This is a genomic window from Desulfosediminicola flagellatus, assembly GCF_005116655.2.
GTDB lineage: Bacteria > Desulfobacterota > Desulfobulbia > Desulfobulbales > Desulfocapsaceae > Desulfopila > Desulfopila flagellata.
In genome coordinates this window covers 5,078,253-5,105,145 of sequence record NZ_CP050698.1, presented here as the reverse complement: position 1 = coordinate 5,105,145, position 26,893 = coordinate 5,078,253, and the positions used below count along the sequence as shown (strand labels likewise).

Annotated in this window: 19 protein-coding genes; 8 read left to right on the top strand and 11 right to left on the bottom strand. The window is 44.9% G+C overall.

All coding sequences use genetic code 11. The features are described from left to right. Positions 1-34: 34 nt before the first annotated feature. The 8 genes from FCL46_RS21155 to FCL46_RS21120 all read right to left on the bottom strand — a co-directional run bounded on the left by FCL46_RS21155 (position 35) and on the right by FCL46_RS21120 (position 7,255). The gene (locus FCL46_RS21155; RefSeq protein WP_136809032.1) at positions 35-646 is read right to left on the bottom strand and encodes a hypothetical protein; all 612 of its coding nucleotides are present in this window, start codon (positions 644-646) and stop codon (positions 35-37) included. 556 nt (positions 647-1,202) lie between these two features. Beyond that, the gene (locus FCL46_RS21150; RefSeq protein WP_136809033.1) at positions 1,203-2,054 is read right to left on the bottom strand and encodes an SMP-30/gluconolactonase/LRE family protein; all 852 of its coding nucleotides are present in this window, start codon (positions 2,052-2,054) and stop codon (positions 1,203-1,205) included. A 1-nt stretch (position 2,055) separates the two neighbouring features. Next, positions 2,056-2,589 carry a nitroreductase family protein gene (locus tag FCL46_RS21145; protein WP_136809034.1) on the bottom strand — a complete coding sequence of 178 codons (534 nt, stop codon included), beginning with the start codon at positions 2,587-2,589 and terminating at the stop codon, positions 2,056-2,058. A gap of 223 nt (positions 2,590-2,812) precedes the next feature. Further along, positions 2,813-3,382, bottom strand: a complete 570-nt coding sequence (locus tag FCL46_RS21140) for a flavodoxin family protein (RefSeq protein WP_167505976.1) — start codon at positions 3,380-3,382, stop codon at positions 2,813-2,815. 22 nt (positions 3,383-3,404) lie between these two features. Further along, positions 3,405-3,605 carry a 4-oxalocrotonate tautomerase DmpI gene (gene dmpI / locus FCL46_RS21135; protein WP_136809036.1) on the bottom strand — a complete coding sequence of 67 codons (201 nt, stop codon included), beginning with the start codon at positions 3,603-3,605 and terminating at the stop codon, positions 3,405-3,407. A gap of 33 nt (positions 3,606-3,638) precedes the next feature. Continuing rightward, entirely contained in the window at positions 3,639-4,214 is a 576-nt protein-coding gene (locus tag FCL46_RS21130; RefSeq protein ID WP_136809037.1) for a flavin reductase family protein, read from the bottom strand. Positions 4,215-4,373: 159 nt separating this feature from the next. Next, positions 4,374-4,808 (bottom strand): MarR family winged helix-turn-helix transcriptional regulator, encoded by a 435-nt coding sequence (locus FCL46_RS21125; RefSeq protein WP_136809038.1) that lies wholly within the window; start codon positions 4,806-4,808, stop codon positions 4,374-4,376. A 437-nt stretch (positions 4,809-5,245) separates the two neighbouring features. Further along, positions 5,246-7,255, bottom strand: a complete 2,010-nt coding sequence (locus FCL46_RS21120) for a monovalent cation:proton antiporter family protein (RefSeq protein WP_136809039.1) — start codon at positions 7,253-7,255, stop codon at positions 5,246-5,248. Between the two features lie 474 nt (positions 7,256-7,729). Here FCL46_RS21120 and FCL46_RS21115 point away from each other — a divergent pair, with 474 nt between their 5' ends. From FCL46_RS21115 to FCL46_RS21105, 3 genes are all read left to right on the top strand, one after another. Then, positions 7,730-7,945 (top strand): RND transporter, encoded by a 216-nt coding sequence (locus FCL46_RS21115; RefSeq protein WP_136809040.1) that lies wholly within the window; start codon positions 7,730-7,732, stop codon positions 7,943-7,945. A 447-nt stretch (positions 7,946-8,392) separates the two neighbouring features. After that, positions 8,393-8,665: a phage integrase N-terminal SAM-like domain-containing protein gene (locus tag FCL46_RS21110; RefSeq protein ID WP_136809041.1), complete on the top strand. Its 273-nt coding sequence runs from the start codon at positions 8,393-8,395 to the stop codon at positions 8,663-8,665. A 78-nt stretch (positions 8,666-8,743) separates the two neighbouring features. After that, positions 8,744-9,208, top strand: coding sequence for a tyrosine-type recombinase/integrase (locus FCL46_RS21105; RefSeq protein WP_136809042.1), 465 nt, complete (start codon positions 8,744-8,746; stop codon positions 9,206-9,208). Between the two features lie 208 nt (positions 9,209-9,416). Here FCL46_RS21105 and FCL46_RS21100 read toward each other — a convergent pair whose 3' ends face one another. Next, entirely contained in the window at positions 9,417-10,601 is a 1,185-nt protein-coding gene (locus FCL46_RS21100; protein WP_167505977.1) for a DUF1254 domain-containing protein, read from the bottom strand. 397 nt (positions 10,602-10,998) lie between these two features. On the opposite strand from FCL46_RS21100, the gene FCL46_RS21095 reads away from it, so the two are divergent. From FCL46_RS21095 to FCL46_RS21085, 3 genes are all read left to right on the top strand, one after another. Then, positions 10,999-12,414, top strand: coding sequence for an arylsulfatase (locus FCL46_RS21095; RefSeq protein WP_136809044.1), 1,416 nt, complete (start codon positions 10,999-11,001; stop codon positions 12,412-12,414). A gap of 367 nt (positions 12,415-12,781) precedes the next feature. Next, the gene (locus FCL46_RS21090) at positions 12,782-12,988 is read left to right on the top strand and encodes a hypothetical protein (protein ID WP_136809045.1); all 207 of its coding nucleotides are present in this window, start codon (positions 12,782-12,784) and stop codon (positions 12,986-12,988) included. A gap of 479 nt (positions 12,989-13,467) precedes the next feature. Then, complete coding sequence (locus FCL46_RS21085; RefSeq protein WP_167505978.1) at positions 13,468-14,121, top strand: YkgJ family cysteine cluster protein; 654 nt, start codon at positions 13,468-13,470, stop codon at positions 14,119-14,121. Between the two features lie 218 nt (positions 14,122-14,339). On the opposite strand, the gene FCL46_RS21080 is transcribed toward FCL46_RS21085, so the two are convergent. Further along, positions 14,340-20,762 carry an RHS repeat-associated core domain-containing protein gene (locus FCL46_RS21080; protein ID WP_167505979.1) on the bottom strand — a complete coding sequence of 2,141 codons (6,423 nt, stop codon included), beginning with the start codon at positions 20,760-20,762 and terminating at the stop codon, positions 14,340-14,342. Between the two features lie 614 nt (positions 20,763-21,376). Here FCL46_RS21080 and FCL46_RS21075 point away from each other — a divergent pair. After that, positions 21,377-22,153, top strand: a complete 777-nt coding sequence (locus FCL46_RS21075; protein ID WP_136809048.1) for a transporter substrate-binding domain-containing protein — start codon at positions 21,377-21,379, stop codon at positions 22,151-22,153. A gap of 127 nt (positions 22,154-22,280) precedes the next feature. Here the strand turns inward: FCL46_RS21075 and hpsG are convergent, their stop codons facing one another. Next, entirely contained in the window at positions 22,281-24,761 is a 2,481-nt protein-coding gene (hpsG, locus tag FCL46_RS21070) for a (2S)-3-sulfopropanediol dehydratase (RefSeq protein ID WP_136809049.1), read from the bottom strand. 824 nt (positions 24,762-25,585) lie between these two features. Between hpsG and FCL46_RS21065 the strand changes: the two genes are divergently transcribed. Beyond that, the gene (locus tag FCL46_RS21065; protein ID WP_136809050.1) at positions 25,586-26,890 is read left to right on the top strand and encodes a thymidine phosphorylase; all 1,305 of its coding nucleotides are present in this window, start codon (positions 25,586-25,588) and stop codon (positions 26,888-26,890) included. Positions 26,891-26,893 lie beyond the last annotated feature (3 nt).

Here is a 26,893-nt window from a genome sequence, read left to right as displayed (position 1 = left end):
TTACGTATCACCTTCTTTCTTTTTCATTGATGAATCAGGTTGCTGCATGAGTTGTTCTCAACCATGTCATGATATCATCATATGATGGTGGAGTGATTAGAAACACTTCTATATCTTTTGGAAATTCAAACTTAGCCCTTTCTTCGTCTTTCATTATTAACAGCCCTGCTTCTGCTTCGGAGAGGTTTTCCTCTATAGTATCAAACATGTGACGAAGTCTCTTTTCTGAATACTCTTTGTAGAATTCTAAAACTTTATTGAATACCTCGTTTGTAAACACAACACTTAAGCAGTTTCCCCAATCAGTATATGGTCCCAGTATTTCCCTACTTTCCAAAGGTAACAGTGCTGCACCTTCTTTCATCTTCTTCTCAATAATTCTTGAAAGGTGGATATTTATTTTCGATAATACACTAAGGGCCTCATCTCCATGCTGATAAATCGTTTCGCAAAAAATCTTCTCTATCTTCCCTGCTATTTCAATCTTTTCTATATGCTGAATCACCTCATACCAGTATTGTTCAATGAGCTTGTTAAATTCATCCGGCGCATCTTCAAAAGAATAAATATTCGCAATACAATAGAGTTTTCTTTTTCCAGTAAATTCAGATACATCTGGTTTTTGAATCTTTCCTAGTTGCACCATTTTAAAACTCCCCTGTTCTTTTGAAAATTAAAAAAACTTAACCTTTCAAGTTTTATGGTTGAGTTAACTGTTCAAAATTACGTAATATGTATACAACACCTTTTTCCCTGATTGTAGTATTATAGCAGCAACAGCGTTTGACCGGAATGAATAGAGAATAACAACCCGGATCATCTGAAATAGAGTGACTTTTCCGTAGAGTTTTTGCTTGAGGTAACGGTATCAGAGGGGCAGGGATACAGGAAGAAGCTCAAGCTAAAGGGAAAGGCAGTGTAAATCTTCAATCTGAGTTTGCACTATACTACACCTTTCAGGACAGACAAATTGTAGGCTTTCTGAGAGAACCCCGCCAAATCCTTGCCAACAAATCTCTGTGTCAACTCTTGCTCATTATATTCTGGTAAACTCTTGTCCTTCCTATTACAGAGTGGCCGCAGTTTCTGGAACAGGGACGACGTCAAGCAAACACTACGGCAACTTAATACGAACCAGCTTCGCCCCGGTATCTTCTCCAAAAATCAGGCCACCATCGGTGACGATATACAGGGATTGGCGATCACCCAGAGCAGTGCCAAATTGTGCAGCCGTACTGCCGGTTACATCGTGTTCCTTGCCAGCGATGGAGAATAATGGTGCCGTCCGGTTCGACCTTGAGGACATCATTACCGTGGGTAGTTGCATAGATGGTCTTGTTTTCATCGACCACAAAATCATCAACCACGATATCTTCATGTAAGATTGTAAGTCTTGCAGGTTTTCCTTGCGGGTCTATGCCCGCATGGAGAATTTGTGCTCGATCACCATTTGCTGCATAAAAATCGTCTCCGTAAATCTGGATTCCGTTGACACCGGGAATATGGCCACCAAGTGTCTGCTGAGTGAGGGCGTCACTTTTAAGCCATATACCAAAAGAGCCATCCTGTATATTGATTTTCCAAATAATCCCCTTGATAGCATCTCCAATGAGAAAAGTATGCTCATCCAGCATTGTCATCCCGTTGAGAAAGGATGCTTCAGGTACCTCTTTTAGAAATGAGATATCTCCTTGGATGGTGATCCGGTACAGTGCCATGGACTTCGTAAAGGAGGGACCGGCACGGATCGGTATTCTGTGAACAACAAGCAATCCATCGCCATCCTTATTAAAACGCAGGGAAACTGGATGACCATCAGTAGTCTTGAACAGTGTCAAGCCGCTCTCGGTTGTATACCGATAGATAGCTTTGCCAGTGTAATCAGTTAGGTAGAATGCTTCGTCAGGCCCTGAGGCTATGTTCTCGAAAAAATGTCCTTTAGGCATTGTAAAAATTGTTTGTGTCTGATGAATGTCGCTGGGTTGCGCCATTACTATCACCGGAAGTAGGGCGGCGAAACTTAAAAAGATCAGGTAGCGGTAAAAAGATCTCATCTTATTTTTCCTTTTCCCATGAATTCCAGTGAATTCGTGTAGGATCAAATTTTTCTAAATATTTGAGTGGAGTCACTGGATACCCAACAGGAATAAGATTCAGAGGTATGAGATGCTTTGGCAGAGCAAGTATTTCGGATACGATTTTAACTCGTTCTTCTGAAGGGTAAACTCCCGTCCAAACTGCTCCTAATCCAATGTCCTCTGCAGCCAGCAGAATGTTCTGGGTTGCCGCCGAACAGTCCTGAATCCAAAAGTCCTGCTCCCAGTCAGCCAATGCTCTGTTGATGTTACCGCAGACTACCATTGCAGCTGAAGCCTTCTTCGTCATTTTGGTATAGGGTAGCTTCTCTGCCAATTCATTCAGTTTCTCATGGTCTGTTATTATAATAAACTCCCATGGTTGTTTGTTGGCGGCAGATGGAGCGGCCATTGCTGCTCGCGCCAATAATTCCAATTGTTCAGCGTAAACAGTCTGTTCAGTATAATTTCTGACACTTCCCCGTTTCAGGATGACATTTATACACTCGTTCATTTTTTCTAGTCCTTGGGTGAATAAGTTGGATTCTTGATGGGATCACCCTAGTGTCCTGTCATGCCTCAGATGTCTAATCCTGTTCGCCCTTTTCACTTTCTGACTTCGTTACTGGTTCTGTTACATAGCGCTGCTATCCTCCATCACTCGTGCCTCGCAGGAAGAGAAAAAGCTTCACATGATTACGACATCTGACACATGACATGACACTAGGCATGGTCAGTTACCAGTCGGCAAGTATCAGGTTCTCTGCAGCTTTACGTGCGTTTTCTTTAGCTTCGGGTTGCTCATGTATATCATTGACATCCCGTAACCATCCGGCGACCAGCGGTTCCTGGGTTCTGAATCCCAGGAAGGAGAACATGGCATTCACATAATCAAAATACTGTTTGAATTTTTCCAGATCAGGTTGGCCTTGCGTATAAATGGATAACAATTTTTGGCCACTAAGCCTGGAAGAGTAATCGGGCTTTAGCAAAGGCATCAAGCGATCTGTGAAAATCTTTGTCTGGGCTGTCATTTGCCACATGTAAACAGGTGAGGCGAGTACCACAGCATTGGCTGAGAGGATCTCCTCAAGGATCTGGTTCATGTCATCTTTCAAAACACAGGTTCCTTCTCTGCCGATCTCACGACATTTATAACATCCTTGGCAACCTTTGAGATTCAACCGGTTAAGGTTATAGGTTGTGGTTGCGGCGCCATTATTCTCGGCTTGTTGTAAGGCTTCATCAAGCAACTGGGCGGTATTTCCTTTTAGACGTGGACTTCCGTTAATTCCTATTATCTTCATTAGGACCTCTTTGGGGGGTAGGTTAGCCATGTAAACGAGCTTTAATATCTGATACACTTTCTCCATTAACACCGAGATTTTCATCACTGAATTCCTGAATGATGACAGTGAAAAAATTGGAGGGAGTCTGTGTTATTTCAACTGCGGTAGCAGTTAGTTTTTCTATGAGTTCTTTTTTCATTTCTGTGCTGAGGTGAGCGCCTTGATACGTGATTACCGGCATTGTCGTCTTCTCCTGATTATTGTGTGTCGTGTTCTATTTTTTAAGTGATTTTCCATCTCTCCACGGTTTTCCCGTTCGTTTGCCGATTGACCAGTAGTCAATCATCATGAAGTCAAAGAGAAGGGGATCTATCTTGGCCAAGTCAGGTTTGCCGTCTGTCAGGCATGCTTCATCAATATATGTGTTTACCACCTCGCCGATGAAAATTTCATGTTGGCCTATATTGACGGTTTGTGAAAGTTTCAGCTCCATGGATACAGGGCAGTTGGCAATGAGCGGTGCATGGTTCAGGCTGCCGCTCTCCAATGGAAAGAGTTCGCTTTTATCAACCTTTTCTCCAGTTACAAGTCCGGCATAATCGGTAATCTGGAGCATTGCCTGGGAGGGAATGTTGATGCTGAACTCTCCATACTCGTGAATTCCCTTATTTGTATAATGTGATGAGTGAAGACCTATGGAAAGATACTGTGGTACTTCACCGTATGAGTGGTTCATGATCCCGACGTGGGCAATAGTAATCCAGTTCGGTTTTCCATCGACCTCGGCTCCGACTATTGTTGTTAACGAGGGATAGAGAGCGTTTTTTCCGCCAATAGCTACACGTTTCATTTGTATTCTCCTTTCATCAGTAAGTTGTGCATGCAAATATGGACATACATGCCGTTAGTTCTCGAATTATCTCCGTATTCATTTCTTAATGCTTACTTGTGTCTCTAGGAATGTTGAGTGTTAGTTGTGCATACAAGTGATGGTTCGGATAAATTACAACTATTCCTGTTGCAACTTTCTACTTGCCTCCAGGCAAAGACGGGTCAATTCATCCCCATTTTCCTTACCAAGGATGATACTGTATCGTTCGTAGAGGTTCTTCCAAACTTCCTTTATACTCTCTTGGAGTTGCAAACCTTTATCGGTAGGGTGGATAAAGGTCATACGCCCCTGCCCTTCCTTTTGCAAAATCCCTCTTTTCACCAAGGCATCAATAAACCGTGAGACCGTTGATGGTGCCATGTTCATCTTTTGAGAAATTTCCTTTTGCGAAATACCTGGAGATTCAATGGCAAGCATCATCAGAAAGGCATAGGACGGTGTCATGCCAATGCTTGCAAATTCCTCTTCTCCCATCCGTGTTATGTCACGGGCAAGGGAATTGGCTGTAAAAAAAAGACAACATTCTAACGGATTTGATTTAGTGCATTCCATACCTGACTCCTTAGTTGCACATACAAATATATTATGTTGTGGTGAACGTCAAGAAATATCTTTCCGATTGGCATCTATCAGGGAGCTATAGATGAGATGATCAGCTTACATTAAACAGTGTATATGAGAAGCATAGATCCAATAACCATTCAGGTTGGCTATTCTAATGTTCTAGAATTAGTCAACCTTATCAGTTTGATGCTACTACTGTTTATTTGCGGGAATATCATTTCATTGGAAATTCAATAGGATAGTATCGGAAATGTTAACCATTTAAGCAAATCTGAAATTTTACACTCGTCCTGTGAGGATGCGGTAGCTCCTGTCTGGTGAGTGGAGTTTCCCGAGGATGGTCCGGCTCTGAAGGTATACAGGAACAATCCTACCCTCTGTTCTTTGCACAATTGTTGAGGTTACCAGGAGAAATCCTTGCAAAGTCAACTTACTGTGTTATCTGACTTCTCATCCTGCTTGAACAATGGTCTAATATCAGCCAGCTTTTCCGGTGTGCCGACTACATAAAGAATATCGTCTACACAAAAAGGTGCATCCACTTCAGGATTGGAAAAGGTTTGAGAATCGTGTCGCACAGCGAGAACCGTCACACCATGTTTTTTCCGCAGTTCAAGATTGAGCAGTGTGTTGCCCACCACTGGTGAATTCTCTTCAATGCGGATGGCGGCAACTTCAACATCCGGGAGGTGAAGGTCTATTTTTGAGAGCAAAGATGATTTTCCTGGGAGCATACGGAACATCTCATATCCGTCAGATCTGAGATGAATGGCAAGCTTGTCTATTTCATCCCTTGGTACAAGATAATTAGCCAGGACACGTGAAAAAATTTCCACCGATGTTTCAAATTCTTCCGGGATTACTTCATTGGCGCCCAAATCATAGAGCGGCTTCATTTCCGTAAGATACCTGGTACGAACAATGAGATGGGCTTTTTCGGTCAGATTTCTGATAGTTTCGACAATTTCTCGGGTGGCGGTCGGGTCGTTAATGGCTACAACAACCACTCTCGCATCCTCAATATCGGCATGCTGCAGGACTTCTTTATGAATGGCATCGCCATAAAAAATTGGCTCTCCCTTTTCCCGTTCTGACCTAACGATATCAGATGACAATTCGATAATTTTGTATGGGATGCCCGACATTTTAGCTGCATAGGCAACATTTCGACCGTTTAAGCCAAAACCGATAATGGTCAGATGTTTCTCCAGTTTTGTAAGGTTATTATCTTCCGGTAAAGGCCATAGCCCGGTTTTTAGTTTTTGAGGAAGTGGAGCCTGGAGAAAATTATCAGCAAAACGTGGTGCAAATGCGATGATGAAGGGTGTGGCAGCCATCGTCAGGACAGCCACTGCCAGAAACAGTTGGTAATAGTTGGCAATAAGTCCGTGATTTACTCCGGTCCTAGATAGAATGAATGAAAATTCTCCCACCTGACAAATAGACAGGCCTGTCAGGATTCCACAGCGAAGAGGCATTCCCATGAGCATTACAGCAAAGCTGGCAATCACTGCTTTCAAAATCAGAGTTCCGCCAGCGGCCACCAGGATAATAGGCAAATTATTGAAAAGGTAACTGGTATCCAACAGCATACCGATCGAAACAAAGAAGAAACTGGTAAATACGTTTCGAAAAGGAAGGATATTGCCAAGTGCCTGGTGGCTGTACTCGGACTCAGAAATGATCAATCCCGCGATAAACGCTCCCAGTGCAAGCGACAGTCCGGCACTTGCAGTGAGCCAGGCTATGGCGAAGCATATGGCGACAATACTAAGCAGAAACAATTCTTTACTGCGTGTACGAACAACTTGGTGCAAGAGCCAGGGCATCAGCCATCTTGATGCAACCAGAATCAGAATGACTATTGAAATGCCTTTGGCGAAAACGGTAAGAACTTCAGAATCGATTGTGTTAGGTTTAATTCCCGCCAGCAGGGGAGTTATGAGGATCATCGGAACGATGATAACATCTTGAAAAAGCAGAATTCCCAGGCCAGTTTTGCCATGAGGGGTGTCAACTTCAGCCCTTTCCTGAATCAGTCTGAGAACGATAGCTGTACTGGATAATGCTATCAGGAAACCAATAAACACTGCATCGGCTGTTGATAGACCAAAGAGATTGGAAATCAAAAAAACTGCAACAATAGTCAGGCCTACCTGGAGAGATCCGCCAACAACAACCTGTTTTTTTATTTCAATGAGCTTTTTGAATGAAAACTCTATTCCAATAGAAAAGAGCAACAATATGACCCCTATTTCAGCAAGCATCTCGACTTCGTGAACTGCCCCAACTAGTCCGAAACTATGTGGACCTGCCAGGATACCGGTTAGAAGCAGTCCGACAATAGATGGAAGACTGAGATAATGGAATATCAGCAGGACGGTAACGGCTAACCCAAAAATAATGACAATATCAGTAAGCAAAAGTAGTTCCATGTGTTTTCCTTGGCTCTCATGCCATGCAGGGTACCGGCTTGGATATTAACTTAGTATAGCATCACCCTCTGTACATTTGAAAAATGGACGTATTTTATTGCTCAATTGCCTGCGGTTAAGGTTGCCAGTAGAAAACACATGTAAATGCAACCGGCCCTCCAACCTGACCTTGTTCCTGTTTCTAATCAGGAGCACCTTTTAACTTTTTAGAAAAGAAAGAGTTCTGATTTAATGATCATGATTGACCTTAAATAATGATTCTTAGACAACACCCCATCCACAACCCACTGTCCCTTGTTGCCAGGTAAATTGTAGCCAAGATAGTTTTGTGCAATGAAAAACACTACGTCAAGTTTATAAAAGAATTTGTTGACGGGCTTGTTCGACAAGGTTTATTACAACAGGTAAAGTCAGATCAACAAACGGTGAAGATTTGATACGATTAATTCTTGGTAAGAAAGAGAAATAGCAAAAATGTCCTGGCTAGATAAGATACCTTTTTCCGTACTTGTAATTCTGTCGTTAACTTTGGGGCTTGCTCCATTTACACCTGCACCGCATCTCATCGAAAAGCTAGGGATGCTTGTCAGTGGCAACCTGAACAAATCTATTGATATCTTTGATTTAGTTATGCATGCAAGCCCAATGGCACTTCTTGTTATGAAAATGGGACGCAGTAGCGTTCGATAGTAGTCATCCAGGCAATACTGCAACTGGTTTTCGAGAGATGATGGCCTTTTCTTTTCGCCGTCTCTTAGAGGAGTTTTATAGGCGCAATCTACGACTAAATAGATTTGGGCCAAAGCTGTCGTACCTACCCTATACTTTCAAATTTTAGGCAGAAGTATCCACTGAAGAGCTTAAATTTTGCTGCATAAGAAACGGGATTCTCATAATCTGCCCAACACAATCGCAGAATACTGCTATAAATTACACAGGATCATCGACCAATCGTCGGACCTTACAATTTGCAAGCTAAAACAAGTGTCTGTCAGGGCGAATTGATGTTAGTTCCTGTTAGCCCATCACCCCTCCTCCTGACATCAACCCTGCATCTGGAGTATCATTAAATGTGGCAATTTCTGCCCAATACTCACTCTATCAGGAGGTGCACTATGAAAGTTTCACAAGCAGTCGATTTCCATCTGCAGTATCACCGAGCTAACTCCAAAAAAAAATACCATTAAGACCTGCGAGTTTGTTCTTTCCCGTTTTACTGCACAGTTTGATAAACGTGATCTCGCTAGTATCTCACAGGAAGAGGTGATGGCGTTTCTTCTATCCCTGACCAAAAACAACAAACAGGCGACAAAGAGAAACCGCTATTCTGTTCTTTCTTCTTTCTACAACTTCAGCATCAACAACGCATTACCCGCCCTGATGAACCCCTGCAATACTGCGGTTATTTAAAAGATTTTCAAACGCTCCCAAACCATTCAATGGCAAATAATAGATAAAGAAACGATCGATGAGATTATCTTCCGGACCATGAACATCCGTAACAGGATTATGCTTGAGCTAATGGCCAGGGGAGGGATGAGAATAGGAGAAGTTCTAAACCTCAAACCAGCTGATATCCAGGAGAGAACTCTGGCCGTCCAGAACCCGAAAAGCGGTCGAGTTGGGGAGACAGTTTATGTTCCACGGAAATTATTGCTAAGGTTAAACGACTACGTGAGAGCCAATAATTACAATAGCAGTGAGAGAATTTTTCCGATTTCCTATGTCGCAGCATGGTCGATGGTCAAGAAAGCAGGCAAGCTCGTTGATATTGAATTACGACCTCATGATCTCAGGCGACATGCTGCAACCTATGCTTCCCGATCTGGTACTCCTCTTGAAATTGTCAGCAAAGTGATTTTGCGGCATGCTGATTTGTCGACAACACAGAAGTATCTGGGCAAGGTGAATGATTCTGAAGCAATCAGGTGGATCGAGACACTTTATGGTTAAATCCCGAGAAAATTGATGGGGAGCGGTAATAGGACCAACCTCCCCATCTGTAATCAATAATACTGCCAGGTTGAGAGCAACAGGGAGAATCTATACTTTCGAGGGTTGCAAAGAGTTAATATCTTGGAATTGGCAATGTTAAGAGTAAGCTCACGGACGCAGGATCACCCACGCCCGTGTTGAGCGCTTGGTTCTTTGGTTAGGTCTACTATTTACAGGGCTTTGGTGGAAGTTGATCCACATCAGGCTTGTAGTAACGAACCACAAAGTAATAAGGTTCGTCAGCATTCACAGGCATCCAGTAAGTGCCGTCTTTAGGGTCCTCGACACTGAATGTAACAGTAATGTTTCCATTTGCGTCCGGTTCGGTGTTGTATGCGTTAAAAAGATCGTTTTTTCCAGGAATGGTGTTTCGGGTCAAAGCACTGTAGCGGGTTACTGACCAAAACAGCTCAACTCCTTTGGGCTCGTAAGGAAAAACAAACACTTCGGGTTTGCTGCCGTTTAACACTTCCTCTTCGCAATTGGTGAAATAGGGCTTGTAAAATGCATGATGGATGGGAAATCCAAGGTGCCCAACAATACCTGCAGCTCGGTAGACTGGGTCATTAGATTTAGGCTCTGTGCTGTCGATAGGACCGAACATACCGGTATTACCGGTCACACTAAACTGAGGAGCAATCTCTCCGACATACTTGCTTACACGAAGGTAATCTTCTTTTGTAAATCCTACCGCAGACTCCAATAATGCTTTGTTTTGGGGATAAACATCATGGTTTTCCAAGGAGAATTTCACAGGGGCATCAGTAGACAGGGGTGCATTACTTTCTCCTATCAGTTTAATCTTTTCTTGGATAGGTGGGATATTGGCTCTGTCTGCGTCATCATAGACCTGAATACGGATTAAGAGGTGCGGATAGTCGCTTCGGCTCTCGATTACCCTTGCCTCTTTGGGAACTTTCATGTTTTTCCCTTTACGCACAAACACGTATTTCCCTGAAGGCTGTATTTCATCATAAATGGTGTAGTGCTCCTGATCCATAATTTGGATAGAGAAATAGCGCTCCTTTTCTACCACCGGTAGCTCCAATATCACCGGCCCTTCTGTCAAGTCTAAAACAGCTTTAGTATAAAGGTGATCCAGTGCGGGCGTCACCACAGGGTCCGTACCTTCAGTTGGAAGTTCGGTTGTGTGTAATAATTTATTAGTGCCCCCAACTTGTTTCGTGGTGGTCACCTTGTAAATGGTATGATGATATACTTTGAAGGCCATTAGGTCAGCATCACTTGGGCGCTGAGGAGCAGCAATAGCTGTTTTTGTGACTGTTGCCCCTCCCATTATGGCTGCAATAAGCGTGGCAATGATAATGCTGACTCGATATTGTTTTTCCAATTTGACCTCCATATTTACAAGTTAGAGATAATTAAATGAAAAAAAATGTCTGTGTTATCAGGGATATCAATCACTTCAATGTATCAGATGCTTGCTAATGAATCCAGTGGCAAGATTAATTACTGCATAAATCCAGTAAATAGAGATGTTTCCTGTACATCTACCGGTTGACAGTCAACATGCGATCCATTTAGTTAAAATTAGAGGTGTACAGGAAACATCTTCAACCACAGACCTATCATTTCGATTAATATTACCATCAGCAATCTGATGTTTGAAACTTAGAAACATCTCGCATTCCCACTTCCAATATGCATAATTGATAGAAAGATTCCATGTCTATAATCAATTGCGGTATTAAATCTTTACAGTCAACTTGCCATAGAGGTTTTGTTAAATGAAAAATGGGGCGAAGATTCTATTAGCGTTTTCCGCATTAGCTTTGATCGTTTTAGCAGCAACTAATATAAACGCCTCTGAAAAGCCCAATATTGTAGTAATGATGGTCGACAATCTTGGATGGGGAGAACTCGGTATTTATGGAGGTGGTGAACTTCGTGGAGCTGCTACGCCTCGCTTAGATAAAATGGCGAGCGAAGGTATGATGCTACAGAATTTCAATGTAGAGCCTCAATGTACACCCACTCGATCTGCATTTATGACTGGCCGTAGACCGATTCGGTCAGGTACCACCAAAGTCGTTTGGGGTATGCTTTATGGTTTGACGAGTTGGGAGATAACTATGGCAGAGCTTATGTCTGAAGCCGGTTATGCCACTGGGATGTTCGGCAAGTGGCATATTGGCGATGTACCCGGCCGCTTTCCTTCAGATCAAGGATTTGATGAGTGGTACGGAGTGGCCAATACAACAGATGAGTCCGATTACTCCTCACAGTTTCAGTTTGATCCTGAGGCTGGGACAAATCCTATGATAGTCGAAGCTCAAAAGGGGGAAATTCCCAAAGATGTGAAGCCGTACAATATCGAAAGTCGTCGCACAATAGACTCAGAACTCAATGACCGGGCTATCGAATTTATTCGGAAAAATGTCGAAGCAGAGAAACCTTTCCTTGCCTTTATACCCTATACACAGCCGCATCTTCCCACGTTGCCACATCCGGATTTTGATGGAAAAACTGGCAATGGTCATTATGCAGACGTTCTGGCAGAGATTGACTACAGAGCTGGTCAGGTCCTCGATGCCATTGACGAGTTGAATGTTCGAGATAATACGGTAGTCATTTGGCTGAGTGACAACGGGCCAGAATACTTCTACCCATATCACGGTACAGCCGGTCCCTGGAGAGGTAATTACTTTACTGCTTGGGAGGGTTCTATGCGCGCGCCCTGCTTGATACGCTGGCCGGGGAAAATACCGGCTGGAAGTATCAGTAACGAAATCATCCATGTTGTCGACTTACTACCTACATTGGGGAAAATCGCCGGTTACGAAGTACCAGATGACCGCATCATAGATGGTGTCGATCAACTTGATTTTTTCATGGGTAAGCAGGAGAAGTCAAACCGTAAGGGTTTTATCATTTACAACAATGATGATGTCTACGGGTACAAATGGCGCAATTGGAAGATGCATCTCGTTGAGCTGGAAAACATGAACAGCGAACCTAAACCTCTTAACGTGCCAAGGGTCTATAATCTAATAACGGACCCTAAAGAGGAATATAATATGGCTTCTGAAGCAACATGGGTGCTACCTGTGTTGTTTGAAAAGATTGTCTCATTCCAAAAAACGCTCGAACAGGAACCACCGATTCAATTAGGAACCCCTGATCCTTACGAGCCACAGAAGTAGGCAATAAGTACAATCAGAAGCCAAAGGCTACTAAGATGGCCCTGTCGAAGTTATAATATCGTACAGGACCATTAGCTGAAGATTCTTCCTGTTAAGTTAAAAAAAATCCTGCCTGAAAATCTTCGCCGAAAAGGAGCAATTTGTAGTCAAAGATAATCCCTGAGTTTTTACAATCCTCCAGAAATCATAAAAATTCACAAATACTCATCCCGTGTACTACGAAATTTCCATTCTAGATGTTATGGTGTGTTAGGTTTTGGGCAGAGAAGCAGAAAAAATTACTTCTGATACTTTTCGTGTTGTAGCACTTTTATTACCCATATCAACCAAGAATTAACTTCATGAAGACTATATTGGGTTAAACAACTTGATTGTTTTTCTGAATTTTGCCCAACCGATATTTGGTGCAGAACCTGTGGGTGTTATTTTTCACAATGGTTCAATACTTACTATGAATGACAAACAGCCTGAGGTTGAGGCGATCGCGGAAAAAGAAGGCAGGATTGTTGCTCTTAGAGATGAGGTTACTGTTTTACAGAAATCAGGGAGTGGAACCAGCACAATTGACCTCTAGGGAAAATCTATGCTTCCAGGGTTCTTTGATTCTCATGGTAAATCTGTTTGCGGTGACGCCAGTTCTAACCATGGCTTGAGTGTCTTTATCAGCGCAATACAAGTCGCTTCAGGACAGTGATCTGCATAACGATGATGGCAAAAAGATTGAGGTTGAAGGGGGCAGGGCTGAGCAAATTGCATTGAAAATGCAATAAGCTTCTGAAGGACTCAGTCCTTTTACCTTTGGCCCTAGGAGGCTGTCCGACAATGCCCTTTCCACCCATATCTTCGTTAAACTCGAAAAATTATCCTCCGGTAAGCGAGGGACGAGACTCCGAGATATCGACTATATGCCTCCGGTAATTTTTCGAGTTTGCCTTGATCTGAGTGAAAATTTCTATTCTCGGACAGCCTCCTAGTCCTTGTGCCCGCTTCCAGTCTATGCAGAATAACAGTCATCATAATATTGGTTATGAACCAATTATAGAGGTGTTCCCCATGTCATCATCAGAGGTGTTCAGCGAGCAAGCAGTTATTGAAACAGCAGAGCAGATTCGCAATGCTACAAAGCGATATGAACAGCTGTTTGTCGATCTGCAATCGCAAATCAGTCTGGATATTAAAGACCTGGATAGCCCAGTTCAAATCATGTCTGTCTGCAGAAAATGGACAGATGACGCGCTTATCTTCTTTTCCAATAATTTCCCTCTCCATCGAAAAACAGATTGTGAAAAGGGGTGCAGTCATTGTTGTTTTTTACCGGTTACCTGTCCTCCCCAAGTTATTGCCGATATTGCTATCTATCTCAAAAACACATTGTCACATCAAGAGTTGACTCAACTACAACAACTATTGCAGAAGTATGTGTTGAAACAAGAGAGTTCACAACATCGACTGAAATGCCCCTTTTTGAATCAACACGACCTCTGCAGTATTTATGAATACCGACCATTGGCGTGTAGATCTTTTACCTCTCCTGACCAACAGCTATGCTTAGCGTCTGTCAGAGATGGAAATACTGTAACTCAGGACCCTGTTCAGCATCGAATTTTTATGGCAGCGACATCAGCTTTGGTCAATCTTTGCAAACAGAATGGTTTGCCGTACCAGCAGGTAAAGTTTATTCCTTCACTTGCCAATGTCCTTGAATGAGGTGTGTGATTTTTTTTGGGAGAGGATAAACCTTTTTCGTTGTCTCTTAAAAGTGTTTTAAGAGACAACGAAAAGAGGATTGGAAGTGGAAAAGTGGTGTGTTTGCAGGCACCTCAGAGAGTATGGATGCACACGTGTTGGTCGCTTTTAAAACCTATCCTAAACAGGTCATAAATCCGGGGGCGCAGAAGCGTTGCCCCCGGAGGTTTGTGTCATTATTACGGACACTGTGTTGGCGCAGTGCATAGACCCGTGCCAGCATCATCAAGTGCCCCGTAAAAAGCCGAGCTTTCATCTGCCCCGCTGGCTGATTGGAAAAATACGAGCCTTCCGAGATCACCATACAGTGTTCGTCTTCCCGTGAAGCCAGATGCACCCGCACTTGATGCCGCATGAGAAGAACCTGCATATGCCGCCTTTCCAACAAACCCTATTTTTCCGGGTTCGACCAAAAATCTAAGCGCTTGTCTTCCTAAGCTGACTTTTGCATTACCGCCCGAGCCGAGAGATCCCAGGAACTTGCCTGCAACCTTCCCGCCGATCGCGCCAAGTATTCCTCCTACTACAACTCCTTGTGCTACCGGTAAAAACAGATTCTCGACACCGCCGCACCCTGTGGCACAGGCTACCGCCTGCTCTAACCCGCCGGCTGCAGCACCCACCAGCGCCCCGGCTGCGACCGGTCCTAGTGATATGGCGCCAAATGCAACCGGTAAGGCAGCACCTACAAGTCCACCAAGGACAGCACCTGTTCCGGCGGCCTGCCAAAATGCGCCGGTCGTTATATCATTCCCCTGGGATAGGGCGATCCCGCCAAAGGTTGCAAATCCTATTGCGGCCCCGGCGGCGGCATAGGCCAGCAAACCGCCTGCAGCTAAACCGCCTGTTGCAACTATGGCTACCACAACAACAACGACAACAATGACGATGACAACGACCGTTAGAATTTCAATGGCATGCTCTCCAACCCAATCAACTGCTGAGTTTATTGCATCACCGACGCTGCCGAAAAAATCTCCGACAGAAGACCAGAACGAGTTTCCGCTCGGGTCTACAAACTGGATCGGGTTTCCACCTGCAAATGCATAACGGTTTAAGGTTCTCGGGTCGCTCGAATCCGCGACTACGGTATCAGCACTGAGAAAACGCCCGATTTCAGAGTCATAATAACGTGCCTTGAAGTTATACAGCCCGGTTTGATCGTCAAACTGCTGTCCCTGGTATGTCTGGAGCAGTTCACGAGGACCCGCATTAGCGCCGGACCACTCGAAAGGTTCGCCATACGGCCGATAGTCTCGTCGTGACGTAACCTCACCATCATCATCGGTGATCACATTAATGCTGCCAAGATGATTGGCGTGATAATAATACCGCTTTTCGCTATCGCTATTTTTAAGAGGGCCGGCCTGGAGAGGTTGTGGCAAACCCGATATCACGAAGAATACAATCATCGTCATGGTAACCGGATGCTTACGAAACATTGCGACAAGACTTGCAAAACGGCTACGTATGCGCCAGCCAAACACGCTATTCAACCACAGGAGTAACATTGGTGCCCCGCCAAACAAGCCGGCAGATAATACCACATGATTGTTAGATGGGTGCGCATCTGTAATAAGCTCAACGTTGGCGCGTGGTATAACGAGGGTGGCAACAAGCATTGAGCCTGCGCGAATATGTCTGGAGACATGTGTCTTACCCTCTTCGTAAATGCCGTCGATATACACGGTTTTGTCGTTTCTGTGTTGTTTGACGATTAAACCGCCTGCCGCGTCATACACATTGATTTCAGTAAGCTTGCCATTTTCTCCATAGGCGCGAACAAGCTGGTTTTCACTATTGTATTCGTATTGTTGTGCGCCTTTTGAGATGACGTTACCCCGAGCATCATAGGCAATCTCAAACGCTCGTTTTGCCAGGTTGGGGTCAACCCCGGCAATATTTTGAACACAATTACTTTGTGTAGCAGATCGGGACTTTTTGCCACCCGATTTGCCATTAACTTCAACCCCGCAAGCAACGCGCTGAGGATGAGCCGGATCGAGACCAAAGTACAGATTACCCTTCTTTAAGAGGTTTCCCACTGCATCATACTCATAGGTCTCTTCGCCGTAGGGGCCCATTGCTCTGGTCAGGTGATTCGCCTCGTCATATTCGAAGCTCTGCGTCATGCCGGTTGCCAAGTCGTCGAGCTCAAGAACATTGTTTGCAGAATCGAAAACGTACGCAAGTTTCTGCAGGTTCACTCCATTTGCGGTTACGGTATCCGTTGAGGCCATACGCGCCAGGTCGTCATAGCTATATGACGTAGTGACCCCGTTACCAAAAGTAAACTCGGCTATACGTTCGGAAGCTGTATATTGAAAACCTTCCGCAATAGGACGACCTTTTTTGTCTGTAATTGCTGCCAGATTGTTGCCTGCGTCGTAGTCATAATTAGCGCTAAACCCATCAGGGTAAATAACCTGTCGTGTTCTGTTCATCGAATCATATACGTAGCCGGTAACATACGTACGACCATCAACTGTCCGTTTGCGCTCTATTACACGACCGCGCTTATCGTAGCCCAGCTTAAGCTTACCCGCACCATCCTGGACTTCTACAAGTTTCCCCGCGTCGTTTGGCTCAGCACCTGTCCCGTAACGAAAGGTATATGCTGTTCCATCGGGCAGTTGTTTTTTTATCAGTTCGCCGGCAGGAGAATAGTGTAATTGTGTATCTTTGCCATCAGGGCCGGTCTGTTTAATTAACCTCCCCTCTCCGTCATATGCATACTGGAATGTGCCGGCATTTGGGTCTTCCAGCTTAGTACGTCGACTAAGTGAGTCATACGTGATGCGCGTCTCACTTCCTAAAGCATCAACCAGATTGGTTAAGCGCCCCAGCGGATCATACGTATATTGCGTGTTTTGCAGTTCACCACTCACCTCCATGCTAAATGATTGAGGATCACCGTTTGCATTAGAGATTACGGTCGTGGTGTTACCACGAGCATCTTCAATGTTGAGTTTTAACCCCGAATAAGACATCCGGACTGTTTGGCCGAGCGGATCGGTCGTTGCCGTGATGCGACCGAGATCATCACGTTCCGTCATTATCGTAACGTACGAATCCCCTTCAAAAAATGGTAAGGTCACTACTGCTGGTTGGCCATCTTCACCAAAACCGATCAGTGTTACAATCGGATCCCCGGCTGCAGCTTCTTTACGCGTTTCATAGATTCTTCCGAACGCATCAAAATATGTCACCTCTTCAAAAACGTCACTGCTGCCGGCGTTTTCTGTTCGTTTCACTATATAGTATTGCTGTTGCGGATCACCAAGCCCGGAATATTCGTAGCTGACAGTACCAAACGGTGAAGCCTCATCACCGGGTGATACAACTTTCGTCTTGCGGCCAAATGCATCATATGCTGTGGTGGTAGCATTGCCGCTGGCATCTGCATCACGTGTTAATGTGCCAAAACGGTGGTCGTACTGACTGCGCGTGATTCTCCCCAATGGATCGGTTGCCTCTACGCGAAAGGTCGAAGTCACAGTATCATAAAAAAATGCCGTGGTGTTTCCGGTACGATTAACAACGCTTGTAACATTCCCATAATTGTCATAGTTCAAAGACCGGGTTACATAACTGCCCGGTTCAACCATTTCCCTGGTAGCTGTGGGCAGTCCGCGGGAGGCATTACCCTGTTCCAGGTTGTCATAGAGCGTAATAGTCTCAGAAAGCAGTGTCTCTTCGGAATCATATTCAGCGGCACGCACCAGCAAATCCCATATGCCGGCATTATCATTACGCGCCCAGCTAAACCGATTACTTTTTTCTTCGCCTGCTACTCCAACTTCGTCGTCATTGTAAACGCGTACAGCTTGCAATCGATCATTATATTCACGTAATACAAAAGATTGATTTACCGTGCCATCGGCGTCGATACGTTGCGTATCCGTCCGCATCAACAACACCTGAGTGACACCGGTTTCAGTGCCTGAGCCGTCAATCGTTAGAGCATCGATAACATCCGTCACCGAGGTGGTCAATGCACGTAGGTTGTGCAATGAGTCATAGGCACGGATCTCGAAAGGCTGACCTGATCGGTATTCGTCCTGGTAATACTTCGTGACGGTTTCCAAACCGGCTGACGGAATCTGGTATACAGTGCCAAAGCCCCGTAATCCTTCATCTGTGTATAAACCACCGGAGTAAACATAGTCTGTTACTAATTCCCCGCCAAGTCCGTCATATCGAGTGAGTTTATTCGCGAGTGACAGCGTAATAGGCAATGTCTGAATACCATTTGGCGCAGTGTTATCAAACTCCGTCGAAACTGACCATCCAACCTCTGTAATTTCACCAAGCGTATTCACCGATTGCAGAAATTTGTTAGATTGAACGCCGTAACCAAACAAGAAACGTCCCTGTTGACCGGCCTTGGAGGAAACGAGATCGATTGCACCATCGCCGTTGATATCCGCCATAGTGACGCCAGTTCCTTTACCTTCCCCATCAACAAAATCGACATCGGCACTTTCGAACACCGATACCATGGCAGGATAAGACAACCAGCCGTAACCGGTATTGACATACGCCTCGTAATATCCGTCATCAGCACGCACGTAATCCAGCAGGCCGTCGCCGTTAAAATCCATTGGCATTAAGCCCTGGCTTTTCAAATCAGCATCAAGAGTAAAAATACCCTGGCTGATCATAGACTGGGTAAAATCATCGGCAAACACCCAGCCGCTACCGTTACTTAAATAGACAGCTTGTTTGCCATCGATTGAGCGCACAATATCTGCAAGACCATCGCCATTCACGTCCATCAGGGAGTAACCCTGATATTTATTTTCAACAATGAAAGCGCCGGCTGCACCGTCCTGATTAGAGAGCACATCACCCAACGCGTTCGAAAGGCTGTCACTCTTGTACCAGCCGGGATTATCACTGCCGCCATTCAGAAAAACTGCACGAACAATCCGGGGCAGCTCAAGCAGGAATGTTGTTTGATCAAACATCAACGACCAGACAATATCGATTTTTCCATCTGCATTAACGTCTGCAAGCTCGACGCCTTTTGATTCTCCATCAGCTCCAATCAACGAAAACGATTCAGTACCCGGATCAGTGAAAATTGGTGCAACACAAAAAGGCAGCTCTGTTTCCTCCTCTTCCAGGGCGACGCAGTCTTCAGCATCTATCTCGGGATCTCCGGTACAATACTCGCCAGAGCAACCTGCAGGTGGATTTCCGCTAAATGAACTACAGGCGGGTGCCCGGCAATTAGTAGTTGCAGAGCCATCTGTTAATGCAATCTCCAATACCGACAGGCTGGCCAATTGCGTCGTCCAGGTGTCATCATACTCCCAGCCGGCTCCGGTATTCAGCCGAATTTCAGTACGGTCAGGTGTAGCAATAAAGATATCCGGGCGGGCATCTCCATTGACATCAAGCAGACGAACACCGGTATCAATACCCGAATCATTGACAATTTCTACATTTGCATCAGCAAGCGAGCCGGTCCATGATGAATCATAGGAAAACCCGCCAAAACCTGATCCCAGATACACCTCAGTGGCATTATTTACCAGGTCTGCATATCCATCGCCGTTGACATCCATCAACTGAACGCCAGTGCCTTTACCATCTTCTTCTGCCAAATCAACAGGTAGGGTTGTATTTACCGATGCCTGCCATCCCAGTGGACGTTCGCTATAATCAACGCTTCGCAAGACCACTTCTGACGTATCATCCGCACCGATAAGGGTGACCGATGTCAAGCGTGAAGGACCCGATTCGAATTGGTCATAGGCGAGTTGGTAGCGGCGTACCAAATCTGTTTGTGCATAATTAGAGACCCGGTTTAATCTCAGGTTCGCAGCCTCACGTACACCGCGCGTGTAGGAAACCTTCTGATCAGGCCGCTGTTCATAGGTAAACTCAACCAGGTTTTCGCCAAGATTCGCGCCGTATCCGGTGTAATGAATCGTGCTGATGTATTTTTTCTGACTTTCACTGTCGCAATACTGTCCGGATTGAACAAGCTCGCACCCCGTTTTATAGGAGTAGGTCATGGTATTTCCAGATGGATCGATAACTTGATTCAACAACCATAACTCGCCATCAATTCGACTGTTTGACGTACTGCCAAAATGATATGAGACGCCTCGGCCATCATACATTACCCAGCCATTGCCATTCTTTTCGAATGGTCTATAGACACTCTCAATACGCGCACGGTAAACGCCGTCACCATTCTCGTCATGCAACTCGCCGCCTGCACCGCCTAGAGAATACGAGTAACGATCATTTGCCGATTGTTCGACAATTGCCTTGACGCTCGGAATGCCATCACCGCTCCAACGCTGAATACTGCCGAGTCCGATGCTCCAACCCAATCCCAGATCGCCATTTCCTGCCATCGAATTATAAGATATCGACAAACGTGGCTTTATTCCACGGCGCCCTGGCGCTACTTCCAATGCGATGCTGTCTGACACCGCACCAGATGTTGAGGAAATGCTGACACTTCCCGAGCTACCAAACGCTTTAGGTAGAGGTACTTGCTCGTTACTCAGTGGATTGACAGTTGCATTTGCAGTCAATGCGGAAACAGCACATGCAATTATTAGTAAAATAATACGCATCATTCCCCTCCATCCAAAAGGCATGTATATGATTTCACAACAAATAAATACGATACTGCTGGACGCTTATAGTGTTTTGGGACTGGAATACTTACGCTAAAAGTTTGAAATATAGAATAAAGTTAGATAGGGCTAATTGAATGTAATGCTATGACCGGGATTGTCAATCTTGGTCAGGGGCTCCAAATCTTTCTATAATGCAATAAGAGTCTATAATTATATGGTTTTTATGGTGAAATATTTCCACAACGTGCTCCAGGAAAATTAGGGGGATATTCGAAGGCGGGTAGGGAGTCTTCTTTCTGCCGTTTAGAATTCAGACAACGTTATCAAAGAAAAAAATCAAGCAGATCATTCAACGGCAAACACTTAGAATTTCGTGCTGCCGGATCAATAAATGAATGGTAGATAGGCGTCTTACAACTGCTGGAACAACAGCATTGATCATGATTCCATGCATCTCTCTAGGTTACGCTTTTGCAGCATTGGCTGGCGGTTCTTTTGAGTAGTGTTAGGTTTTGTGCGTTTGTTGTTGCATATACGTAGGTCAAAACGTATTATTTCCTAATTTTAATAGGTGGGATTGGTTCGTTACTTTAATTTTAGGAGGATATGTGATGAAGAATGTATTGGGTTTACTCGTGACCTGTATGGTGGTTCTTGCTCTCGCTGGTGTGGTAACTGCAAGAAATCTCGATGAAGTTCTGGCTAGTGGAACATTAAAGGTTGGAACAACCGGTGATTATAAGCCGTTTTCATTTAACAATGCCGGAACCCATGAGGGGTTTGATATTGCGGTTGCAGAGAGTTTTGCTAAACAATTAGGTGTTACGCTCGAACTGGTTCCGACTACCTGGCCGACGCTGATGGAAGATCTCAAAGCAGGGAAGTATGACATTGGTATGAGCGGTATCACCCGTACCATCAGCCGCCAGAAAGATGCCTGTTTTTCTCAGGGGTATGTCATGTTTGGAAAAACACCACTTGTAGCCGCTGCAAAGAAAGATACATTCACTTCGCTTGCCGATATTGATACAAAGGGTGTTCGGATCGGCGTAAACCCGGGTGGCACAAACGAGAAATTTGTCCGGGCAAATATCATGAATGCTGAAGTGGTTCTCTTTGAGTCAAATCTTGCTATTCCTGTAGCTGTGGCATCAGGAGAAGTTGATGTGATGATCACCGATAGCGTCGAAGCTCTTTACTATGCAGCTACCGATACAAGGCTGGCTGCTCCGCTTGCCGATACCCCGTTTACCCGGTCCGAGCTTGGTTACTTGATGGCTCCAGATGCTTATCGGTTGCAGGATACCGTCAATTTTATGATGGACCAGATGATCTTAAAAGGGGAAATGGCTTCTCTGAAAAAAGAATATCTCCATATGGCTGAGTAAGCTCTTGTTTTGCTTATAGAAGGTAGTCGCTGTTTTGTAATAAAAAAAGGAGGTTGCCCCTATGCCGGGGCAACCTCCTTTTTGCTGCGTAATCACCTCGTTTTCATGCTGATGAACAGCTTACATATTAGACAGTTTCGTGTTCGGTTCGGGCGATCAGGTCATTCTGCAGATCGGGAGAAAGATCTACAAAGTATGCGGAGTAACCGGCAATTCGTACAATCAGGCTCTTGTACTTATCCGGGTCTTTCTGGGCAGCGATGAGCGTTGCTTTATTGATTACGTTAAACTGTACATGCCAGAGTTTGAGGTCGCAGAATGTACGGATAAACGATACCATCTTATCTGTACCGTCTTCACCCTCGAGGCATTTCGGAGTGAACTTGATGTTCAGCATTCGCGCTGCACGGTCCCTGTGACCATGATTTTTAGAATTGTAGTTTGAGAGCAATACAGATGTCGGACCACTCTTATCGGCACCATGTGACGCAGATGAACCATCAGAGAGTGGAGACCAGGCATAACGTCCGTTTGGAGTGGCACCAACAACTTTACCAAAAGGTACATGCGAAGTGAATGGTACGTAACGAATATCGTTATGCATACCAAGCTCCTGACTGTATTTCTTGCCGAAGAGTACATTCAGTTCATCAACCTTAACCGCGATATCGTCAGCATATGCATCATCGTTGCCATAGCAGGGTGCAGTCATAAGCAGGCTGCGTACATCTTCTTTACCTTCGAAGTTGGAGTCGCAGGCTTCGATGATCTCAGCCATGGTGATCTTCTTCTCTTCAAAGACAAATTTTTTGATTGCACTGAGAGAGTCAACGAGAGTACCAAGGCCCATGTGCTCGAAATACCCAAGGTTGATTCCTTCAGGGATCTGCGGGGTGTGCAGGTCGAGGCAATGCTTCATGCACAGGTCGTGCATAGCTGAACCCATTGGTTGAGCAAAGTGCTTTGCACGCAGATTGTTGATGATGTACTGCTGCTGGAAAGCTGTCTTTAAAAAGAGCTGATGCTGTGAAACATAAGCATTCCAGAACTGATCCCAGGTCTCAAAAGTGGTTGGATCACCGGACTCAAGACCGAGCTGTTCGTCGCCATGCTTCTGCATCTTGCCATTACGAAGCGTCATTTCGAGTGCTGCAACGAAGTTAATGTATGCACCACCGGAGGTATAGGTGTCGCGATTAGGCATACGCGCTTCAGTACAACCGGATACCGCATAATCATACGCTTCTTCAAAGGTTGCGCCTTTTGAGACATAGAGAGGTACAACTTCCTCATCGTTGATCAGCTTAGGGAATCCTGAACCGTCCTTGATTGTCTCAGCAACATCAGCAAGATATCGCTCAGGAGAGCGGGAGTGAATGCGGGCTGCAAGATCAGGGTAATGGAGCGGGAACTCTCTCTTGGACTTCAGGAACAGATACGTGAGTTCGTTCGTAGCATCACGACCTTCAGGGGTCTGGCCACCGATGGTGACAGCTTCCCAGTGAGCATAGCCTTCGTTAAATGCGCCACCGGTAGGGCTTACATAGAGGTCAATAAACTGCGCCATTCCAACCCAGAGGCATTCAAGTAACTCAAGAGCCTGGGCGTCATCAATGGTGCCAGCATCAGTATCCGCCTTGTAGTATGGATAGAGGTACTGATCCATACGACCATTAGATACAATAGTACCGGTTTTCTGCTCGATACGGGAGAACATCTGGGTAAACCACTGTGACTGAACTGCCTCGTGGAAAGTGCGTGCCGGGTGCTCAGGAACACGCTCGCAGATGTCTGCCATCTTGAAGAGTTCCATCTTTCGGTTCATATCTGTTTCTTTTTCTGCAGTCTCACGGGCAAGCACTGCGTGGCGTCGAGCCCATATAATTACTGCATCACAGACGATAATGATCGCTTCGAGGAATGGCTTCTTCTCAACGTTATCTTTTGGAGAAAGGGGATCAAGAGCCTCAATCTTCTCAATTGCTTCCTGTTTAATACCTCCAAAACCACGTTTTAAGATTTTCTCGTAGTCATGGACCCACTGGATGGATGAGCGGAATGAAGAAGTTTCATTGACGATGAAACGGGAGTTAAGTCCTTCAGGGTCATCGTAGGAAAGCTTATGTACATCTTCAGGGAAGGCTGCATTCAATGCTTCGTGGTACGTCTTACCTTTCCAATACGGTGCGATCTCCTCAACAACTATGCGGGCATCTTCTTTGGAGATAGAAAAAGGAGATTCAGTACGATTTGGCAGATCTTTAATTGCGATGTCAAGAAAGTCGCCGTCAAGCTCAGGGTAGAGCAGGCCATAACGACCCTTAACACCGCCACGACCGCAGATAAGGTTATCGTCATCTATATATACAGTGATGTTCTCAGCGATATGTTTGAGCGCTTTGGCCCAACGCAGACAGAGCATTTCTCCTTCTGTCTTTTTCATGGACTGGGTGAAGTACTGGGCACGTTCTACATCAATAACAGGCTTTAGGCCGTCAAATGTATCGAGGATTTTAAATACACGAGGATGGCTGGCACGATAGATATCTTCCTTACCTTCAATCTTGTCTAAGAGGCGCTGCTCGTGAGGGGATACACAACATTCCATAATATTCTCCTGATATATGATTGAACTTCTCTTGGCTGTAATCCAGAACCTGTAATGCTTCCACAACCGTTAGGGATAAATTCTTATCCATGAATGGTTCTCATTATTGCAAGTGGTGTGCCAACAGTTAAGCACGAGAGAAGTTTGTATAATTTTTTGGAACGAAGATGGAAAAATACGTTGAGTCGTACTCTTGAAAAATACAGAGACTGAAATGTTGTTTTCATTAAATATGTGTGTAATAACAATTTGTTGTGGTTGACTGTGCATGTGTCGGGCTACAAAGAAATTAACAGATGCAGACCATTTTATGTGAACGTTGATTGGTCTGTAGTTCTCCCAAATCAAGATGTTGTCAGCTAAAATTTAGAGAGCCATATCTCCTTTGCGGCTGCAAATTTGCAACAAAGGAATGAGGAGGGAATGGTAAATATCTAATGAATTTAATGTTATAATGTACTGTGTGCATGTTTGCACTCCAATATGCATCTGTGCAACTTCGAAGAGGGGTGGGATTAAAAGGCATGGCAGGTTAATCCACTGATCTGATGACTTTTCTATTTCCGTTAACTCGATAAAGTTAGGTGGAGGACACGAAAAGAACGTACATGACTAGGAGTTGATACAAACGAGTATAATTTAACCGCTCTAGATGATAGTATCGAAATACTATAGATATTCAGTAGCTGATACGATACGTTTGGTCGGAATAACATCATGATAAGAAGTGCTTGTCTCGGACAGCCTGCTAAGCATCTTCCTGAAAGTGTTGTTGTTGGTTTATTCACATATTCGATAGTATTCAAATACATACAGGTTTACACATGCACGTTCTAGATATTATCCTCAAAAAGAGAAACGGCGGGAGCCTATCAAAAGAGGAGATAGAATTTTTTATATCAGGGTATGTCGGCGGCAATATACCTGACTATCAGTTGGCAGCGCTGCTGATGGCCATCTGGTTTGAAAAAATGGATGAGCGTGAGACTGCTGAACTGACTTTTGCCATGCGGGACTCAGGCGATATTATAGATCTTTCCGATGTTCCAGGTCCTATAGTTGATAAGCATTCCACCGGAGGTGTGGCTGATACTACAACGCTTATCGCTGCTCCTATCGTAGCCGCTTGTGGTATAAAGGTGGCGAAACTGTCGGGTCGTGGATTGGGCCATACTGGTGGCACAATTGATAAGCTCGAATCGATCCCCGGATGCCGGACAGATATTGAAATGAGCCGCTTTAAGCAGATCGTTAGCGAATGCGGGATGTCAGTAGCGGGTCAGACCAACGAACTTGTGCCAGCCGACAAATTGCTTTATGCCCTTCGAGGAGCAACGGGAACCGTCGATAATCTTTCTCTCATTTCATCAAGCATCATGAGTAAAAAACTGGCCAGCGGCAGTGATACCATTGTTCTGGACGTGAAGGTCGGTAACGGTGCCTTCATGAAAGAACGGAAAAATGGGGAGGAACTCGCGGCAGCCATGGTGAGCATTGGTAAAATGGCAGATAAGAAAACTGTTGCCTTGGTCACAGACATGAATCAGCCTTTAGGTAATGCTGTGGGTAATGCGCTTGAGGTGCAGGAAGCAATAGAAATATTGCAGGGACAGCATGATGGTGACTTAAAAGATGTCTCCATCGCTCTTGCCTCTCAGATGATATTAATTTCAGAATTGGTAGAAGACGAGCCTGCGGCGATAGCTATGGTCAAAGAGGCGCTTGAATCCGGAAAAGCACTGGTCCAGCTTGCAAAAATGATTGAGGCACAGGGTGGGAATCCTGAAGTGTGTAATGACACAACGCTTCTACCTAAAGCCGATACGATACTGTCAATCACCTCGCAGAATGAGGGCTATATATCAGATGTCATGACTAATGAAATCGGGATGGCCGCATTATTGCTTGGTGCAGGGCGGGCGACCAAAGCTGATACAATAGATCCAGCTGTTGGTATCTGGATGAAAAAACGGCTCGGAGATCGTGTCGAAATCGGTGATGAACTTGCGATCTTTTATGTGAACGATACCAAAAAGCTTGAGCAGGCAAAGTCTCGATTTACACATGCACTGGTTCTCGGGGATCAGCCTCCAAAGAAGAACCCGCTTATATACGCTAAAATATCCTGAACC

Bases quoted from the DNA above. Each gene is read 5' to 3' on its own strand.
- FCL46_RS21155 (WP_136809032.1), bottom strand. From the start codon at position 646: ATGGTGCAACTAGGAAAGATTCAAAAACCAGATGTATCTGAATTTACT.
- FCL46_RS21150 (WP_136809033.1), bottom strand. From the start codon at position 2,054: ATGAGATCTTTTTACCGCTACCTGATCTTTTTAAGTTTCGCCGCCCTA.
- FCL46_RS21145 (WP_136809034.1), bottom strand. From the start codon at position 2,589: ATGAACGAGTGTATAAATGTCATCCTGAAACGGGGAAGTGTCAGAAAT.
- FCL46_RS21140 (WP_167505976.1), bottom strand. From the start codon at position 3,382: ATGAAGATAATAGGAATTAACGGAAGTCCACGTCTAAAAGGAAATACC.
- dmpI (WP_136809036.1), bottom strand. From the start codon at position 3,605: ATGCCGGTAATCACGTATCAAGGCGCTCACCTCAGCACAGAAATGAAA.
- FCL46_RS21130 (WP_136809037.1), bottom strand. From the start codon at position 4,214: ATGAAACGTGTAGCTATTGGCGGAAAAAACGCTCTCTATCCCTCGTTA.
- FCL46_RS21125 (WP_136809038.1), bottom strand. From the start codon at position 4,808: ATGGAATGCACTAAATCAAATCCGTTAGAATGTTGTCTTTTTTTTACA.
- FCL46_RS21120 (WP_136809039.1), bottom strand. From the start codon at position 7,255: ATGGAACTACTTTTGCTTACTGATATTGTCATTATTTTTGGGTTAGCC.
- FCL46_RS21115 (WP_136809040.1), top strand. From the start codon at position 7,730: ATGTCCTGGCTAGATAAGATACCTTTTTCCGTACTTGTAATTCTGTCG.
- FCL46_RS21105 (WP_136809042.1), top strand. From the start codon at position 8,744: ATGAACATCCGTAACAGGATTATGCTTGAGCTAATGGCCAGGGGAGGG.
- FCL46_RS21095 (WP_136809044.1), top strand. From the start codon at position 10,999: ATGAAAAATGGGGCGAAGATTCTATTAGCGTTTTCCGCATTAGCTTTG.
- FCL46_RS21085 (WP_167505978.1), top strand. From the start codon at position 13,468: ATGTCATCATCAGAGGTGTTCAGCGAGCAAGCAGTTATTGAAACAGCA.
- FCL46_RS21080 (WP_167505979.1), bottom strand. From the start codon at position 20,762: ATGATGCGTATTATTTTACTAATAATTGCATGTGCTGTTTCCGCATTG.
- FCL46_RS21075 (WP_136809048.1), top strand. From the start codon at position 21,377: ATGAAGAATGTATTGGGTTTACTCGTGACCTGTATGGTGGTTCTTGCT.
- hpsG (WP_136809049.1), bottom strand. From the start codon at position 24,761: ATGGAATGTTGTGTATCCCCTCACGAGCAGCGCCTCTTAGACAAGATT.
- FCL46_RS21065 (WP_136809050.1), top strand. From the start codon at position 25,586: ATGCACGTTCTAGATATTATCCTCAAAAAGAGAAACGGCGGGAGCCTA.